This window comes from Mycolicibacter virginiensis (genome assembly GCF_022374935.2).
GTDB lineage: Bacteria > Actinomycetota > Actinomycetes > Mycobacteriales > Mycobacteriaceae > Mycobacterium > Mycobacterium virginiense.
In genome coordinates, this window is record NZ_CP092430.2 from 2955328 (window position 1) to 2970487 (window position 15160).

Consider the following 15160-nt stretch of genomic DNA (forward strand, 5'->3'; position numbering starts at 1 on the left):
CCCACCGTCGGGCTCGTCGGGTCAGCTCCTGACTGGCCCGCCGCGCAGGTCGGTCACCGCCGAAACGACATAGTCCAGGCCGGTCAGTACCGTCAGGACCACCGCCGCGGTCATCACCGTCCAGGCCGTCACCAGCCAGGGGCCTGCCAGCGGCAAGATGAGCAGCCCGATACCGACGGCCTGCACCAGGGTCTTGAGTTTGCCGCCGCGGCTGGCCGGGATCACGCCGCGGTGCAGCACTGCGAACCTGAGCAGGGTGATACCGATCTCGCGAACGAGGATCAGCACCGTCACCCACCACCACAGGTCGCCCAGCATCGACAGACCGATCAGCGCCGCGCCGATCAGCGCCTTATCGGCAATCGGGTCGGCCAGCGTGCCGAACTCAGTCACCATGCCGTAATTGCGCGCCAGGGTGCCGTCCAGCCGATCGGTGATGATGGCAATGGCAAAGATGACGAACGCCGCAATGCGGGTCTTCGGATCGTGGCCGTTCTCGGCGAACAGTGCCAGCAAAAAGACCGGGACCAGCCCCATCCGCATCACGGTCAACGCGTTCGCAAGATTGACCACCGGGACATGCGTCACCGCTGGACCGGTTTTTGGCTGACCCGACACGGGGTCAGAATATCTGTTGCCCAGCCCGAAATGAGAAACCGATACTGTGCAGCTGTGAATCTTGCGGCGGATCGACCCGCGGGACGGCCCGTGGTCCGGCGTGCGCGCACCTCCGACGTCCCGGCAATCAAGCAGCTGGTGGACGTCTATGCCGGCAAGATCCTGCTGGAAAAGAACCTGGTGACGCTGTATGAGGCGGTTCAGGAATTCTGGGTCGCCGAGGACGCCGATCAGCACGTGGTGGGCTGCGGCGCCCTGCATGTGTTGTGGTCGGACCTCGGCGAGGTACGCACCATCGCGGTGGACCCCACCCTGACCGGTCGCGGTATCGGACACGCGATCGTCGACCGTCTGCTGCAGGTCGCCCGCGAGCTGCAGTTGCAGCGACTGTTCGTGCTGACCTTCGAAACCGAGTTCTTCGCCCGGCACGGCTTCACCGAGATCGACGGCACGCCGGTGACCGCCGAGGTATTCGCGGAGATGCAACGCTCCTACGACGTCGGTGTGGCCGAATTCCTGGACCTGAGCTACGTCAAGCCAAACACCCTGGGCAACACCCGGATGTTGCTGATTCTCTAATCTCCCTAATCGATGACCAGATCGCGTTCCCGGCGCGTGGCGCCGATGAGAAAGCTGAACTGCCCGTCGGATTCCATCCGGCCCTCACGGACTACCGATAGGTCAGCGATTCCCTGTTTGCGGGCCTGCTCGCGGACCTGTTCCTCGGTGATCATCTCTTTGCGCATGTTGGCGTAGAGGAATGCACCGTCGTAGATCACCAAGAGCGGTCCCGGCCGCAGCAGCCTCGCCACCGAAGGCCAGCGGTGCGCCATCCAGTTCAGCAGGTATGACCAGCCGATGATCACCCCGACGAGCAGGATGCCGTCGCTGATCGATCGGTAGCCGCCGGCCATCCCGTTCTGCGCCGCGTCGGCGATCAACACCACGACAATGAGGTCGGTGATGCCGTTGGTGCCCGCCTCGCGTTTCAATACCACCCGAAGCAACGCGTAAATCGCGATGTAGATGACGGTTCCACGGATGAAGATCTCCGAGGGCGGGGTATCGAAAGCGAAAAGTCGTGCCCAATCCACGTGGCGAGATTACGCGCCCTCGCGTCCTTGGAAAACTGTCGGTGTCCGGTCCGTGTCCGGTCCGTGTCTGGTGCGTGTCACGACGTCCCGAACCCGAGGACTTCCGGCCCTGCCGCGCGCCGCCAGGACACGAGATAGTGGTACTGACAGTTGCAGACAACTGGAGGTAGCCGTGGCCGAGCACCTGACCCCCCTGAACGCCGGCTTTCTGGGCGTCGAGGATTCCGACCACAACGTCAGCATGGCCACCGGGACGCTGGCCGTCCTCGACGGTCCGGTTCCCGACCATGCCTCGCTACAGGCAACGCTGGCCGAACGCCTGCGCGGGTGCCCGCGGTTCGGGCAGCGGCTGGTACGCCATGCCTTGGATCTGAGCGCGCCCGAATGGGTGGACGACCCCCACTTCGACCTCGCCCATCACATCGGCCGGGTCGCGGCGCCCTCCCCCGGCGGAGACGCCGAACTGCACGCGGTGGTTGCCGACGTGATGTCCTGGCGGTTGGACCGCAACCGTCCGCTGTGGGAGATCTGGGTGATCAGCGGGCTCAGCGGTGACCGGTGGGCCCTGCTGATGAAGGTGCACCACTGCATCGCCGACGGCACTGCGGCCGCACACATGCTGACCGGCTTGTCCGACAACGGATTCGCCCATTTGGCAGCCCACGCCGCCGCAGCGACGACGCCACAGGGACGCCCGGTGCTGGACCTCAACCCGGTGCATTGGATGTACAACCTGCGTGGCGTCGTGGAGTTCGCGACCAGCTTGCTGCAACAGAGTGCGTCGTCGCTGAACGGTCCGATCACCAGCCGCCGTCGCTACAGCGCGGCACGTGTTCGGATCGACGACATCGAGCAGGTCTGTCGAGTCTTCGACGTGACCGTCAACGATGTGGTGTTGGCGGCCCTGACCGAGAGCTACCGCGACTTCATGATCCGTCGCGGCCAAGTGCCCCAACCCGATTCGCTCCGCACTCTGGTGCCGGTATCGAGCACCTCCCGGAACGGGCCGGGCAACCTCGACAGCAGGGTTTCATTGCTGTTGCCGCGTCTGCCGATCGAGGAGTCAAACCCGGTGAAGCGGTTGCTGGCCGTGCGCTCGCGCCTGGCGCAGGCCAAAGCCGGCGGGCAGCGCCACGCCGGACGCGCGGTCATGTCGGCCGCGGGCCTGCTGCCCGTCGCGTGGTCGGCCTGGGCGGCGCGGTTGCTCGGACAGGTCCACCAGCGCGGCGTGGTGGCGTTGGCGACCAACGTCCCCGGCCCGTCGGAGCCGTTGCAGATCATGGGTTGCGATGTGATCGCGGTGCTGCCGGTGCCGCCGATCGCGATGCAGCTTCGCACAGGTGTGGCGGTCCTGAGCTACGCCGGGGAACTGTTCGTCGGGGTACTGGCCGACTTCGAGTTCGCTGCGGTCGACGAACTGACCCGCGGGTTGGAGGCCGCGGTGGCCCGGCTGGTGGCACGCAGCAAGCGACGCAAACCGTTGCGCGACTGGCATGGTCTGGCCCTGGTGCACAGCGCGTGACCACGTCGGTACCTAGAACTCGTCGTCGTCGCCGTCGTCGTCGGGGGCGCTACCGCCACGGATCAGCATCAGCGTCGCGGCAAGCTCATCGGGTTTGACCAGCACCTGCCGGGCCTTGGAGCCCTCGGAGGGGCCGACGATGTCGCGGGTCTCCATCAGGTCCATCAACCGGCCGGCCTTGGCGAAGCCGACCCGCAGCTTGCGCTGCAGCATCGAGGTGGAACCGAATTGGCTGGACACCACCAGTTCGACGGCCTGCAGGAAGACGTCCATGTCGTCGCCGATGTCGGGGTCGACGTCAGCACGGTCCCCACTGGCCTTCACGGCGGTGACGCCCTCGGTGTACTCGGGTTCGGCCTGGTCCTTACAGGCGCTGACGACGGCCTGGATCTCCTCGTCGGAGATGAACGCGCCCTGCAGCCGGATCGGCTTGTTGGCGCCCATCGGCAGGAACAACCCGTCGCCCATGCCGATCAGCTTCTCGGCGCCCGGCTGGTCCAGGATGACCCGGGAATCGGTCAGCGACGACGTGGCGAACGCCAACCGGGACGGCACGTTGGTCTTGATCAGACCGGTGACGACGTCCACCGATGGCCGCTGGGTGGCCAGCACCAGGTGGATGCCGGCGGCGCGGGCCTTCTGGGTGATCCGCACGATCGCGTCCTCGACGTCGCGCGGCGCGGTCATCATCAGGTCGGCGAGCTCGTCGACGACCGCGAGGATGTAGGGGTAGGGCCGGTAGACCCGTTCGCTGCCCAGTGGCGTGGTGATCTCCCCGGAGCGGACCTTGTCGTTGAAGTCGTTGATGTGGCGCACCCGCGACGACTTCATGTCCTGGTAGCGCTGCTCCATCTCCTCCACCAGCCAGGCCAGCGCTGCGGCGGCCTTCTTGGGTTCGGTGATGATCGGGGTGATCAGATGCGGAATACCTTCGTAGGGCGTGAGTTCCACCATCTTCGGGTCGATCAGGATCATCCTGACCTCTTCGGGGGTGGCGCGCGCCAACAGTGACACCAGCATCGAGTTGACGAAGCTGGACTTGCCCGAGCCGGTGGAACCGGCCACCAGCAGGTGCGGCATCTTGGCCAGGTTGGCGCAGATGAAGTCGCCTTCGATGTCCTTGCCCAGTCCGATCACCAGCGGGTGGTGGTCGCCGCGGGTGGACGGCGCGGTCAGCACGTCGGCCAGTCGCACCAGTTCGCGGTCGGTGTTGGGCACCTCGATACCGACGGCGGACTTGCCCGGGATCGGGGCGAGCATCCGCACACTCTCGGTGGCCACCGCGTAGGCGATGTTGCGTTGCAGGGCGGTGATCTTCTCGACCTTCACGCCGGGTCCCAGCTCCACCTCGTAGCGGGTGACGGTGGGACCGCGGGTGCACCCGGTGACCGCGGCGTCCACCTTGAACTGCTCCAGCACCGAGGTGATCGCGTCGGCCATCTGGTCGTTGGCGGCGGTGCGCATCTTCGGCGGGTCCCCGGCGACCAGCAGGCTCAGCGCGGGCAGCGTGTAGGGGCCCTCTACCACCCGGTCGAGGACGACGGTTTTGTCGGCGGGTTTGGCCGCCTTGGGTTCCTTCGGGGGCTTGCGGCGCACCGTTTTGACCGGGGGCGGCGGCGCGGCGGGCTCTTCATCGAGCGGGTAGTTGTCCAGCGGTGTGCGCGACTGCCAGTCCGGGGTGTCGTCGACTCCGGTGTCGGAATCGAGGGCGCCGAACCGGCTGGTTCCGCCCGCCTGGGTGCCGATGCCGGTGTCGTAGGCGGCGTCGTCATCGTCGCCATCGGCACCGTCGAAGTCTTGGTCGTAGTCCTGGTCGTCGTAGTCGTCGTAATCGTCGTAGTAGTCGTCATCGTCGTAGTCGCCGCGGAACATCGTGCGCAAGGTCTCGGGTGCCTCACGCAGGGTTGTCCCGGTCAGCAACAACACGCCGAACAGCACACCGATGCACAACAACGGCGCGGCGATCCACGCCGTAAGTCCGTCGGCGAGCGGGCCGCCGATCGCGAAGCCCACAAAGCCGGCGCCATGCAGACGGCCGTCGGGGCTCTGCGGCGAGCCCGACCACAGGTGCCACAGGCCCAGGATCGGCAGCCCGATCATGGTCGATCCGAGGATCAGCCGAGGCCGGTTCTCCGGGTCGGGTTCGGTGCGCATCAGCAGCACGGCGCCGGCGGCGGCCAGCAGCGGAAGTAGCACCACCGCTCCGCCGATCACGGTGCGCAGACCGGTGTCGATCCACGCCCCGACCGGCCGGGCGGCGTCCAGCCAGCAGCTGGCAGCGGTTACCACGGCAAATCCCAGCAGTGCCAGGGCGATGCCGTCGCGGCGATGGCCGGGATCGATGTCGTGGGCGCGCCCCACCGAGCGCGCCGCGCTACCGGCTCCCTTGGCGACCATCAGCCAGGTGGCACGGGCGAGGCGTCCGCAGGCCATCCCGAGCGCCACCGGACCCGAATGCTGCTTGGCGGCGCGGCGCGGCTTGGCTGCCGGGCGGGACCGAGCGGCCCGCGAACCGCCCTTGGATGCGGCCTTGGAACCGGCTTTTGCCCTGGTCGTTCGGGTACCGGAACGCGCGGGAGCCCTACTAGCAGCGGTCTTACTAGCCATATCGGCAAGCCTAGTCGCAATTACCCCATCTGCACCATAAGCCACACTGGCCCCGACGGATCGGTTCACCGTGCATCTGGCCGGAGGCTGGGTATGGTGACCGTGAATCCCCCCATCAGCCAAGGAGCCGCAATATGCCCGTGGTCTCGCCAGTAGTGGTCGTCGCCACCTTCACCGCCAAGCCGGAATCGGTCGAGGCCGTCCGCGAGATCTGCACCAAGGCGGTGGCACAGGTGCACGAGGAGCCGGGCTGCCAGCTGTACTCCCTGCACGAAGCCGACGGTGCCTTTGTGTTCATCGAGCAGTGGGCCGACGCTGACGCGTTGAAGGCCCACTCGACGGCACCTGCGGTCGGTGAGCTGTTCGGCAACCTCACCGAGCACCTGGCCGGCGCACCCGACATCAAGATGCTGCAACCAGTTCCGGCTGGCGACGCGGGCAAAGGCCAGTTGCGTCCGTGACAGCGCATCCGTCGAGCGGCAGTCTGCAGGGCAAGGTCGCGCTGATCACCGGCGCGGCCCGCGGCCAGGGCCGCGCCCATGCCCTGCGGCTGGCCGCCGACGGAGCCGACATCATCGCTGTCGACTTGTGCGAGCAGATCGCCAGCGTGCCCTATCCGCTGGCGGACGCCGAGGACTTGGCGGCCACGGTCAAGCTGGTCGAAGACACCGGTGCGCGCATCGTGGCCCGGCAGGCCGATGTGCGTGACCAGGTGGCGTTGGGCGCCGCACTGCAAGCCGGCCTCGACGAGCTGGGCCGGGTGGACATCGTGGTGGCCAACGCCGGTATCGCCCCGATGGCCGCGGCCGATGGCTGGCACGACGTCATCGACGTCAATCTGACCGGCGTCTACCACACCATCGAGGCCGCGATTCCGACGATGATCGGCCAAGGCGACGGCGGGTCGATCGTGCTGATCAGTTCGGCCGCAGGCCTGGCCGGCATCGGCAGCCACGATGCCGGGGCCATCGGTTACACCGCGGCCAAGCACGGGCTGGTCGGACTGATGCGGGTCTACGCGAACCTGCTGGCGCAGCACAGTATTCGGGTGAACTCGGTGCACCCGGCCGGTGTCGACACCCCGATGATCAACAACGACTACGTCCGGGGTTGGCTGGCCGAGCTCACCGCCGCGACAGGTACGCCACCGGACATGGGCAATGCGCTGCCGGTACAAGTGCTGGAACCGGAGGACATCGCCAATGCGGTGGCCTGGCTGGTGTCCGATGCGGCCCGCTACATCACCGGCATCACCTTGCCCGTCGACGCCGGGTTCATCAACAAGAGGTAGCGCGTTGGCACGCAACCCGGTAGCTCAGACGGCCTACGGCCCGATGGTGCTGGCAGCCATCGAGCACCATGAGCCGCCCGGACAACGCCTGGTCGACGATGACCTGGCGGTACCGTTCTTACCGGCCGGCATGCGCTGGCTGGTGGCGGCGTTGCGGCCCGCGCCGCTGCGCCGGTGGCTCATCGCCGCGATGGACCGCTCCGGGCCGGGTCTGTGGGTCAACCTGGCCTGCCGCAAGCGTTTCATCGCCGACCGCGTCGACGAGGCGATCGGCGAGCACGTCGCGAGAATCCAGGCCGTGGTGATCCTCGGCGCCGGCCTGGACACCCTCGCCTACCGACTCGCCCGGCGAACCCCCATTCCGGTGTTCGAGGTGGATCAGCCGATCAACATCGCCCGCAAGTCCGCCACCGTGCGCCGGGTGTTGGGTGGACCGCCACTGTCGGTTCGGCTGGTGGCGCTGGACTTCGAGCGTGACGATGTGCTGACCACGCTGGTCGAGCACGGTTATCGCACCGCGTTCCGCACATTCTTCGTCGCCGAAGGCGTGACCCAGTACCTGACCGAGAGCGCCGTCCGCCGCACCCTTGAGGGGCTGCGCCCGGCGGCATCGGGTAGCCGGTTGGTGTTCACCTACGTCCGGCGTGACTTCATCGACGGTACGAACCTGTACGGCTCGCCGACGTTGTACCGCAGGGTAGTCAACAAGCTGTGGCATTTCGGCCTGCAGCCAGACGAAGTGGCAGATTTTCTTGCCGAATACGGCTGGCGCCTGATCGAGCAGGCCGGACCCGAACAGTTCCTCCAGCGCTATGTCGAGCCCACCGGCCGACATCTGGGCGCGAGCGACCTGGAGTGGTCGGTGTACGCCGAAAAGCTCTGAGCCGGCCGGCTCAGACCTCGATCACCGTCGGCACGATCATCGGCTGACGCCGGTAAACCTCGCCCACCCATTTGCCCACCGTGCGGCGCACCGCTTGCGCGATCCGGACCGGATCGGTGACCTGCTCTGCGGCAAGGGATTCCAGCTCCGCCTCGACCTTGCGAGCCGCCGGCTCCAGGGCTTTGGGGTCTTCGGAGAAGCCTCGCGAGTGCAGGTGCGGCGGGGCCACCGGCTTGCCGGTCCCACGACGCACCACCACCGTGACCGCGACGAATCCGCTGGACAGGATCAACCGTTCCCCCAGCGTCGCATCGCCGACATCGCCGTCGACGAGCCCGTCGACGAACATCTTGCCGGTCGGCACCGCCCCTGCGATGCGGGCCTGCCCGGCGACCAGATCCACACTGACCCCGTTCTCGGCCAACAGGATCGATTCCTCCGGCACCCCGGTACGGACGGCCAGCGCGGCGTTAGCGCGCATCATCCGCCAGGTGCCGTGTACCGGCATCACGTTGCGGGGCCGAATTCCGTTGTAGAGGAACAGCAGTTCGCCGGAGTAGGCGTGCCCGGAAACATGAACGCGCGCCTGGGCATTGGTGACCACCCGGGCACCGATCTTGGCCAGTGCGTCCATCACGCCGTAGACGGCTTCCTCGTTGCCGGGAATCAGCGACGACGACAGCACCACCAGATCGCCGGCGGTCAGCGTGATGGACCGGTGCTCGCCGCGCGACATCCGCGACAGCGCCGACAGCGGTTCGCCCTGAGTACCGGTGGTGACCAGCACCACCTTCTCCGGCGGCATCATCTCAGCGGCGCCGATGTCGACCAGGTCCGAGTCCGCCACCCGCAGGAAGCCCAGGTCCTTGGCAATGCCCATGTTGCGGACCATCGAGCGGCCGACGAACGCGACCCGCCGGCCCAGTGCGACCGCGGCGTCGACGATCTGCTGGACCCGATCCACGTTCGAGGCGAAGCAGGCCACGATCACCCGGCCCTCGGCGCCACGGATCAGCCGGTGCAGGGTGGGACCGACTTCGCTCTCGCTCGGGCCGACACCGGGAATCTCGGCATTGGTCGAGTCGCACAGGAACAGGTCCACACCCTTGTCGCCCAGGCGTGACATCCCGGGCAGGTCGGTGGGCCGCCCGTCCGGGGGCAGTTGGTCGAGCTTGATATCGCCGGTGTGCAGCACGGTGCCCGCGCCGGTGTGCACCGCGATCGCCAGCGCATCCGGGATCGAGTGATTCACCGCGAAGTACTCGCATTCGAACACCCCGTGAGTGCTGCGCTGACCTTCGGCCACCTGGACGAAGATCGGCTTGATGCGGTGTTCACGGCACTTGGCGGCCACCAGGGCCAAGGTGAACTTCGAACCGACCACCGGAATGTCGGCCCGCAGTTTGAGCAGGAACGGGATGGCGCCGATGTGGTCCTCGTGGGCGTGGGTCAGCACCAGCGCCTCGACGTCGTCGAGCCGGTCTTGGATGTGCCGGATGTCCGGCAGGATCAGGTCGACGCCGGGCTCGTCGTGGCCCGGGAACAGCACCCCGCAGTCGATGATCAGCAGCCGACCGAGGTGCTCGAAAACGGTCATGTTGCGGCCGATTTCGCTGATACCGCCGAGCGCGGTGACGCGCAGCCCGCCTTCGGTCAGCGGACCCGGCGGACAGAGATCTTCAGTCACCCGCACCTCACCCGAGAACGGACGCCGCGCGCATGTCGATGGCGAGTTCGTCGACCTCGGCAGCGGTTGCCGGCACCATCGGCAACCGGGGGTCGCCGGCCTCGAAACCCTGCAGTCGCAGGCCGGCCTTGACGAAGGTCACCCCGCCGACGCGCCCCATCGCGTTGGACAGCGAGGCGATCGAGACGTTGATCTTGCGGGCGGTCTCGACGTCGCCGGCCTCGAAGGCAGCCAGCATGTCGCGCAACTGACCGGCCGCGAAGTGCGAGATCACGCTGACGAATCCGGTGGCGCCCATGGCCAGCCAGGGCAGGTTGAGGGCGTCATCGCCGGAGTAGTAGGCCAATCCGGTCTCGGCCATGATCTGCGCTCCGGCGTGCAGGTCCCCCTTGGCGTCCTTGATCGCGACGATGTTGGGGTGTTCGGCCAATTCGAAGATAGTGTCCGGCGCGATCGGCACCACCGAACGGGCCGGGATGTCGTAGAGCATCACCGGTAGCGCGCTGGCGTCGGCGACGGCGGTGAAGTGCGCCAACAGGCCGGCCTGCGACGGACGCGAGTAGTACGGCGTCACCACCAGCAGGCCGTGCGCGCCGACCCCGGCGCAAGCCTCGGCCAGGCGCACGCTGTGCTCGGTGTCGTTGCTGCCGGCGCCGGCGATGATGCGGGCCCGGTCACCGACCGCCTCGACCACCGCACGCAGCAGCGTGAGCTTCTCGTAGTCCGCGGTGGTCGGCGACTCGCCAGTGGTGCCCGAGATCACCAAACCATCGCAACCGGCGTCGATGAGGCGATTGGCCAGGCGCACGGCGGCGTCGGTGTCCACCGAGCCGTCCGCGCCGAAGGGGGTCACCATGGCGGTCAGCACGGTGCCGAACTGCGCCTTGGCGTCGAATCCGCTGCTGCTCACGGCCCCAAGATTACCTGGCCCCCGGAGTTGCTCAGACCTCGGTGGCGAGCGGACTGGTCGCGACTTCGGTGCCGTCGGCCAGCGTGCTGATCTGGAAGTCCCCGAACGCCGCGGGAGCCACGTCGGTGAGCTGCCGCAGGCACTCGACCGCCAGCCGGCGAATCTCGACATCGGCGTGCTCACTGGCCCGCATCGCGATGAAGTGCCGCCATGCCCGGTAATTGCCCGTCACCACGATCCGGGTCTCGGTGGCGTTGGGTAGCACGGCACGAGCGGCTTGGCGGGCCTGCTTGCGCCGCAGCACCGCATTGGGCTGGTCTGCGAATTTGGCTTCTAGCCGGGCCAGCAGCTCAACGTAGGCGGCGCGACTGGCATCTGCGGCGTCGGTCAGGATCTGCTGCAGTTCCGGGTCGTCCTCCATCCCGGGCGGCACCACGACCCGTGAGTCCGGTTCGGGCACGTAACGCTGGGACAGCTGGGAGAACGAGAAGTGCCGGTGCCGGATGAGCTCGTGGGTGGCCGACCGGGAGATGCCGGTGATGTAGAAGGTCACCGAGGCGTGCTCCAGCACCGAGAAGTGCCCGACGTCGATGATGTGCTTCAGGTAGGTGGCGTTGGTCGCGGTGCGCGGGTTGGGTTTCGACCAGCTCTGGTAGCAGGCCCGTCCGGCGAACTCCACCAATGCCGACCCGCCGTCGGCGTCGGTGCTCCACGGCACGTCCGGCGGCGGACTGAACTCGGTCTTGGCAATCAGTTGCACGCGCAGCGGCGCCGTCTCGGCCACGGCACTCACCTTAAGGCGTGCTCGGCCGGTCTCAGCGCCACCGCGCCCACACGTAGGGCACCAGCGCCCGCAGGAACTCCAGATCCGGGCCGGGGCGGGCGTCGGCGAACGCCCACTCGAAGTACTCCTGGGCCGCCAGCAGAATGCCCTCGGCGTATTGGCGGGTGAACGCGATGCTGCCGTAGTCGTCCATCAGGTTGCGCACCTGCTGCACCAGCGCCGCCGAGCGCTGCGGTCGACTGCGGCGCAGGTAGTCCGCCAGCAGGTCTCGGTCGGGCGCCCGCGCCACGGACAACAAGTGGACCAGCGGCAGCGTTCGCTTCCCTTCGTAGAGATCACCCAGGATCTCCTTGCCGTAGATCCGTTCGTCGCCGACCAGGTTCAGCAGGTCATCCCGGATCTGAAACGCGGCGCCGAAATGAAAGCCGAATCGCACCAGCGGCCCCAGTTCGGCGGTGCCATGCGATCCCACCATCGCCCCCACCCGCAGCGGATGGATGGTGGTGTACCAGCAGGTCTTGTGCAGGATCAGGTTCAGGTAGTCCTCTGGCCGCAGGTCCTCGACGTTGTCGGCCTGCCAGCCCACCTCGATCGCCTGCCCCTCCAGCGTCCGCAGCGCCATGGTGTCGAACTCGGCCCACACCAATTCAGCCAGATCCCGGTCCAGCTGCCGGGTCGCCCGCCGCAGGACCTGGCCGGCGACCAATGCCAACGCATCGCCGGCGTTGATCGCCGTCGCCATGCCGTACATGGCACCCAAAGTCGGTCTGCCCCGGCGCATTTCACTGCCATCCGCGATGTCGTCGTGTACCAGGAAGGCGTTATGCAGCAACTCGATCGCCACGGCGATACCCAGTAACGCGTCGGTGTCCGCGCCGAAGGCCCGGCCGGCCGCCAGGCACAGTGCGGGCCGCAGTGCCTTGCCGGGCCGCTGGGGGTACGCCCGCAGGGGTGCGTACAGCCACTTGGCGGGCTCACCGTCGGGCAGCGCGTCGAGCATCGAGCGGCGGACGATCCTGGCGACCTCGCTCAAGCGCTCATCGACCGCGACCACCGATTCGCGGTCGGCGATGTCGGTCACGGTTCGGACGCCGCGACGGTGAGCACCACCGGCAGCCACAGGTCGGGATAGCCGACCGCCAGGACGGTGCCGCGATAAGTGCCCGGGCAGACCTGGGGGCCGACATCGACGGTGATCTGCACGCCGCGGCTGGACCGACGCGGCATCGGAGCCGCGGCGGGCTCGACCCGCACGGCGTCAGCCTGGATCACCTGGCCGCCATGACCGAACAGTTCGCTGCAGCGCAGCCGGACCTCCGCACGGTCGGCGCTCTCCCGGTTGTGCAACCACACCTCGCCGGTGGCCGAGCCGGAGCCGGTTATGCACAGCGCCAAGGCGTCCTTGGACGCCGGATTGTTGACGTCCAGCGCGACGGACCCGCCCTCGCCGGGCGGCCGCGTCGGCAGCGACCGAAGCAGGAACTGTCCGGCCGTCGACCACCAGGCTCGCGTCAGCTGTTCCCATTCCGACAGCCCGGTTGGATCGGCACCGTTGCCGCCGTTGACCGGGCTGCGATCGGGCGAGATCTCGGCCGCTTGGGCGAAACGATCGATGATTCGGCGAGCCGCTCGGAAGCCTTCGGCCTGGATGGCACTGAGGGCGCGCGCATTCGCCGCGGGATCGAAAATTGACGCCCACGGTAAATCGTCGATAGTGCCGTCGCCGAACGTTTTGTCAGCCACCGATTCCCTCCTTAAGGAAATCAGCCTTACTCTGCCAAAAAATACGCTTTGCCAAGCTTGCCGATAAACGACCCGAACGCCGTATACTACCTGCTTATTCGGGAGATCGGAGGCCCAATGGTGGCGACCGATATGGCAACTGCGTCTCAATCTCTGTTGGCGCTTTACGGCGCGCTCGATCAAGCGGTCACCAACACCGGAAACCCGGAAATCGACGCCGTCGTCGAGCGTTATCTTCCGGGCAGCACCGGGGTGAATGCCGGGTGGTACGAAGAATTGCTCGGGTTCCTGGCCAGTCTGGATCACCGAGAGGTGGGTGCGCCCGCAGTTCCCGATCTGGGCCTGGCGTTGACGATCCTGCAAACCGGAGACGGATCTGCGACAGACGCACAGTCACAGCCGCTGACCGCGGTGCAGATGTCGCGCTTGGTCTTCGCGATCGGGGCCCTGAGCCACCTGCCGCAGTACTACCCGCCCGACCGATGGGATGAACAGTTCGCCGCGACCCTGACCGGCGTTGGTGCCGCGCACGGTAGCGATCTGCTCAGCCTGCTACGACGCGCCTTCCACGAGCGCTCCGACTGGCCGGACGTCATGCACATCGCTGTCAGTGCGGGCTTGATCCGCACCGATGTCGCCGCGGTGCCGCTGTGCCAAGCCAAACCCAAGATCGTCCGCGGCCGACTGTGCGTTGTGTACAACACCCAATTCACTAGCACCGCAGTGTCACTCGATGAGTTGAAGAACGTCGTCGACCCACTCAACTGGCATCACTGCCTGCCGTTCTTCTGCTACATGCAGGGCTGGCCAGCCCGCCCGGATGGTTGGAGCCGGGTACTTGAACATTGCAGCACCACCTGTCCGATCGCCGGGACACCGCAGCTGGTGACCCCGCTGAAGTACTGGAAGAGTGCCGGCGTCGAGGGCCAGCCATCGGAGCCGACCGCGTGCGTGGATTTCGCACTCGACGACGATCCGGCAACGGGTGAGCACGGCGACGGCCGGATGGTGATCGACGAGGGCTTCATCAGGATGACCGCAACCGACGGTGATTCGGCCAGCCCCGGCGTGCGGGTGCGCACCAGAAAGGTCGCCGGCTTCCGGGACCTCGGTTGGGTTCCGGCGGCGATCTTCGGCTGCGTGATGGGATACGGCGATCAGGGCGTGGAGCTGTTGCTCGGTGGTGTGGCCAAGCGCGCCCAAGCCGGCGGAAAGGGCTGGACGGATTGGGAGCCGTCGGCGCCGGACCAGATCGCCGGGGTCGCGGCGGCCCGGACTTCGCCGGGAACGAGTGACGACACCGCCCAGCACGCCGTGAAGCTGGCCGTCGAGATGGCCAACCAGTGCATTGATGACATGTCCGGCAGGAGCGCGGCCCTGGCCGCCAAGTGGGCTACCGGTGCGATGCCCCTCGAAGAATCGCTAACCTTCGCCACCGACCTGGCGGCCCGGCTTGCCCGCGACCCCTGGCGTTATCTGGAGCGCCTGCGCGCCGACCTAGGAGGCGGAAGATGACCGACGCCGCCAACTGGATCACCCAGTACGCCACTGCCTCACGGCGCCTGGTGAACGAGACGGGTGAGCTCATGCAGCAGGTCGACCACCAGATCCGCAACGGCACGTACGGTTCCGAACACGTCGCCAAGACGGCCAACCAGCTTCTCAACCTGGGGATAGCCGCAAGCCTCGATTGGTCTCAGGCACTGTTCTCGTTCTGGAGCCCGCCGTCAACCGATGCGGTGGAACTCTCCGAGTTCATCGAAGTCGAACCCGACAGCGACTACGAGCGAGTGCTGTCGGTCGCCGAAACCTTCCGCCGGCTTGGTGCTGAATCCGATGTGATCGGCGCGCAGTCACTGGTGTTCGTGCCGGGGATCTTGCGTGTCCACGCGGCCCGTTTCCGAATCGGTGTCAAAGGGCAGAACTATTACAGCGGCACGTATCGGGGCAGCGTCCAGCTCACCAGTGTGCGGGACGGGGTTTCGCGGCGCCACGAGATGGACGTCACCGTCGACCTGTGA

At 67.1% G+C, this 15160-nt stretch carries 15 protein-coding genes; 7 read left to right on the top strand and 8 right to left on the bottom strand.

The annotated features are described in order from the left end of the window. Window positions 1-21 precede the first annotated feature (21 nt). Window positions 22-618 carry a CDP-diacylglycerol--glycerol-3-phosphate 3-phosphatidyltransferase gene (pgsA, locus tag MJO54_RS14295; protein WP_046283560.1) on the bottom strand — a complete coding sequence of 199 codons (597 nt, stop codon included), beginning with the start codon at window positions 616-618 and terminating at the stop codon, window positions 22-24. Between the two features lie 30 nt (window positions 619-648). On the opposite strand from pgsA, the gene MJO54_RS14300 reads away from it, so the two are divergent. Beyond that, the gene (locus tag MJO54_RS14300) at window positions 649-1197 is read left to right on the top strand and encodes an amino-acid N-acetyltransferase (protein WP_046283561.1); all 549 of its coding nucleotides are present in this window, start codon (window positions 649-651) and stop codon (window positions 1195-1197) included. A gap of 5 nt (window positions 1198-1202) precedes the next feature. Here MJO54_RS14300 and MJO54_RS14305 read toward each other — a convergent pair whose 3' ends face one another. Next, entirely contained in the window at window positions 1203-1712 is a 510-nt protein-coding gene (locus MJO54_RS14305; RefSeq protein ID WP_046283562.1) for a DUF421 domain-containing protein, read from the bottom strand. Window positions 1713-1884: 172 nt separating this feature from the next. Between MJO54_RS14305 and MJO54_RS14310 the strand changes: the two genes are divergently transcribed. Beyond that, the gene (locus MJO54_RS14310; protein WP_234821518.1) at window positions 1885-3234 is read left to right on the top strand and encodes a wax ester/triacylglycerol synthase family O-acyltransferase; all 1350 of its coding nucleotides are present in this window, start codon (window positions 1885-1887) and stop codon (window positions 3232-3234) included. A gap of 12 nt (window positions 3235-3246) precedes the next feature. Here the strand turns inward: MJO54_RS14310 and MJO54_RS14315 are convergent, their stop codons facing one another. Next, entirely contained in the window at window positions 3247-5841 is a 2595-nt protein-coding gene (locus MJO54_RS14315; protein WP_082108136.1) for a DNA translocase FtsK, read from the bottom strand. A 134-nt stretch (window positions 5842-5975) separates the two neighbouring features. Between MJO54_RS14315 and MJO54_RS14320 the strand changes: the two genes are divergently transcribed. Genes MJO54_RS14320 through MJO54_RS14330 form a run of 3 tightly spaced genes read left to right on the top strand, consistent with a single transcriptional unit; the run spans window position 5976 to window position 8015 of the window. Further along, on the top strand, window positions 5976-6302 hold the full coding sequence (locus MJO54_RS14320; protein WP_105294993.1) for a putative quinol monooxygenase: 327 nt from the start codon (window positions 5976-5978) through the stop codon (window positions 6300-6302). Beyond that, on the top strand, window positions 6299-7132 hold the full coding sequence (locus MJO54_RS14325; RefSeq protein WP_064889042.1) for a mycofactocin-coupled SDR family oxidoreductase: 834 nt from the start codon (window positions 6299-6301) through the stop codon (window positions 7130-7132). The genes MJO54_RS14320 and MJO54_RS14325 overlap by 4 nt, the downstream gene beginning before the upstream one ends. 4 nt (window positions 7133-7136) lie before the next feature. Then, window positions 7137-8015 (top strand): SAM-dependent methyltransferase, encoded by an 879-nt coding sequence (locus MJO54_RS14330; RefSeq protein WP_105294994.1) that lies wholly within the window; start codon window positions 7137-7139, stop codon window positions 8013-8015. Between the two features lie 10 nt (window positions 8016-8025). Here the strand turns inward: MJO54_RS14330 and MJO54_RS14335 are convergent, their stop codons facing one another. The 5 genes from MJO54_RS14335 to MJO54_RS14355 are packed head-to-tail and all read right to left on the bottom strand — an operon-like array spanning window position 8026 to window position 13139. Continuing rightward, window positions 8026-9702, bottom strand: coding sequence for a ribonuclease J (locus MJO54_RS14335; protein WP_105295001.1), 1677 nt, complete (start codon window positions 9700-9702; stop codon window positions 8026-8028). Between the two features lie 7 nt (window positions 9703-9709). Further along, a complete protein-coding gene (dapA, locus tag MJO54_RS14340) occupies window positions 9710-10612 on the bottom strand; it encodes a 4-hydroxy-tetrahydrodipicolinate synthase (RefSeq protein WP_046283566.1) in 903 nt (300 codons plus the stop codon). Between the two features lie 31 nt (window positions 10613-10643). Continuing rightward, window positions 10644-11396, bottom strand: coding sequence for an FAD-dependent thymidylate synthase (thyX, locus tag MJO54_RS14345; RefSeq protein WP_046283586.1), 753 nt, complete (start codon window positions 11394-11396; stop codon window positions 10644-10646). A gap of 31 nt (window positions 11397-11427) precedes the next feature. Next, window positions 11428-12477, bottom strand: coding sequence for a polyprenyl synthetase family protein (locus MJO54_RS14350; RefSeq protein ID WP_064889058.1), 1050 nt, complete (start codon window positions 12475-12477; stop codon window positions 11428-11430). Continuing rightward, entirely contained in the window at window positions 12474-13139 is a 666-nt protein-coding gene (locus MJO54_RS14355) for a hypothetical protein (protein WP_105294995.1), read from the bottom strand. The genes MJO54_RS14350 and MJO54_RS14355 overlap by 4 nt, the downstream gene beginning before the upstream one ends. 132 nt (window positions 13140-13271) lie before the next feature. Here MJO54_RS14355 and MJO54_RS14360 point away from each other — a divergent pair, with 132 nt between their 5' ends. Both MJO54_RS14360 and MJO54_RS14365 read left to right on the top strand, forming a co-directional pair. Then, on the top strand, window positions 13272-14654 hold the full coding sequence (locus MJO54_RS14360; protein ID WP_133164983.1) for a hypothetical protein: 1383 nt from the start codon (window positions 13272-13274) through the stop codon (window positions 14652-14654). After that, window positions 14651-15160, top strand: a complete 510-nt coding sequence (locus tag MJO54_RS14365) for a hypothetical protein (RefSeq protein ID WP_065152399.1) — start codon at window positions 14651-14653, stop codon at window positions 15158-15160. The genes MJO54_RS14360 and MJO54_RS14365 overlap by 4 nt, the downstream gene beginning before the upstream one ends.

Excerpts from the sequence above, each read along its gene's own strand:
- MJO54_RS14300 (WP_046283561.1), top strand. The coding sequence starts at position 649 with ATGAGAAACCGATACTGTGCAGCTGTGAATCTTGCGGCGGATCGACCC.
- MJO54_RS14315 (WP_082108136.1), bottom strand. The coding sequence starts at position 5,841 with ATGGCTAGTAAGACCGCTGCTAGTAGGGCTCCCGCGCGTTCCGGTACC.
- MJO54_RS14320 (WP_105294993.1), top strand. The coding sequence starts at position 5,976 with ATGCCCGTGGTCTCGCCAGTAGTGGTCGTCGCCACCTTCACCGCCAAG.
- MJO54_RS14360 (WP_133164983.1), top strand. The coding sequence starts at position 13,272 with ATGGCAACTGCGTCTCAATCTCTGTTGGCGCTTTACGGCGCGCTCGAT.
- MJO54_RS14365 (WP_065152399.1), top strand. The coding sequence starts at position 14,651 with ATGACCGACGCCGCCAACTGGATCACCCAGTACGCCACTGCCTCACGG.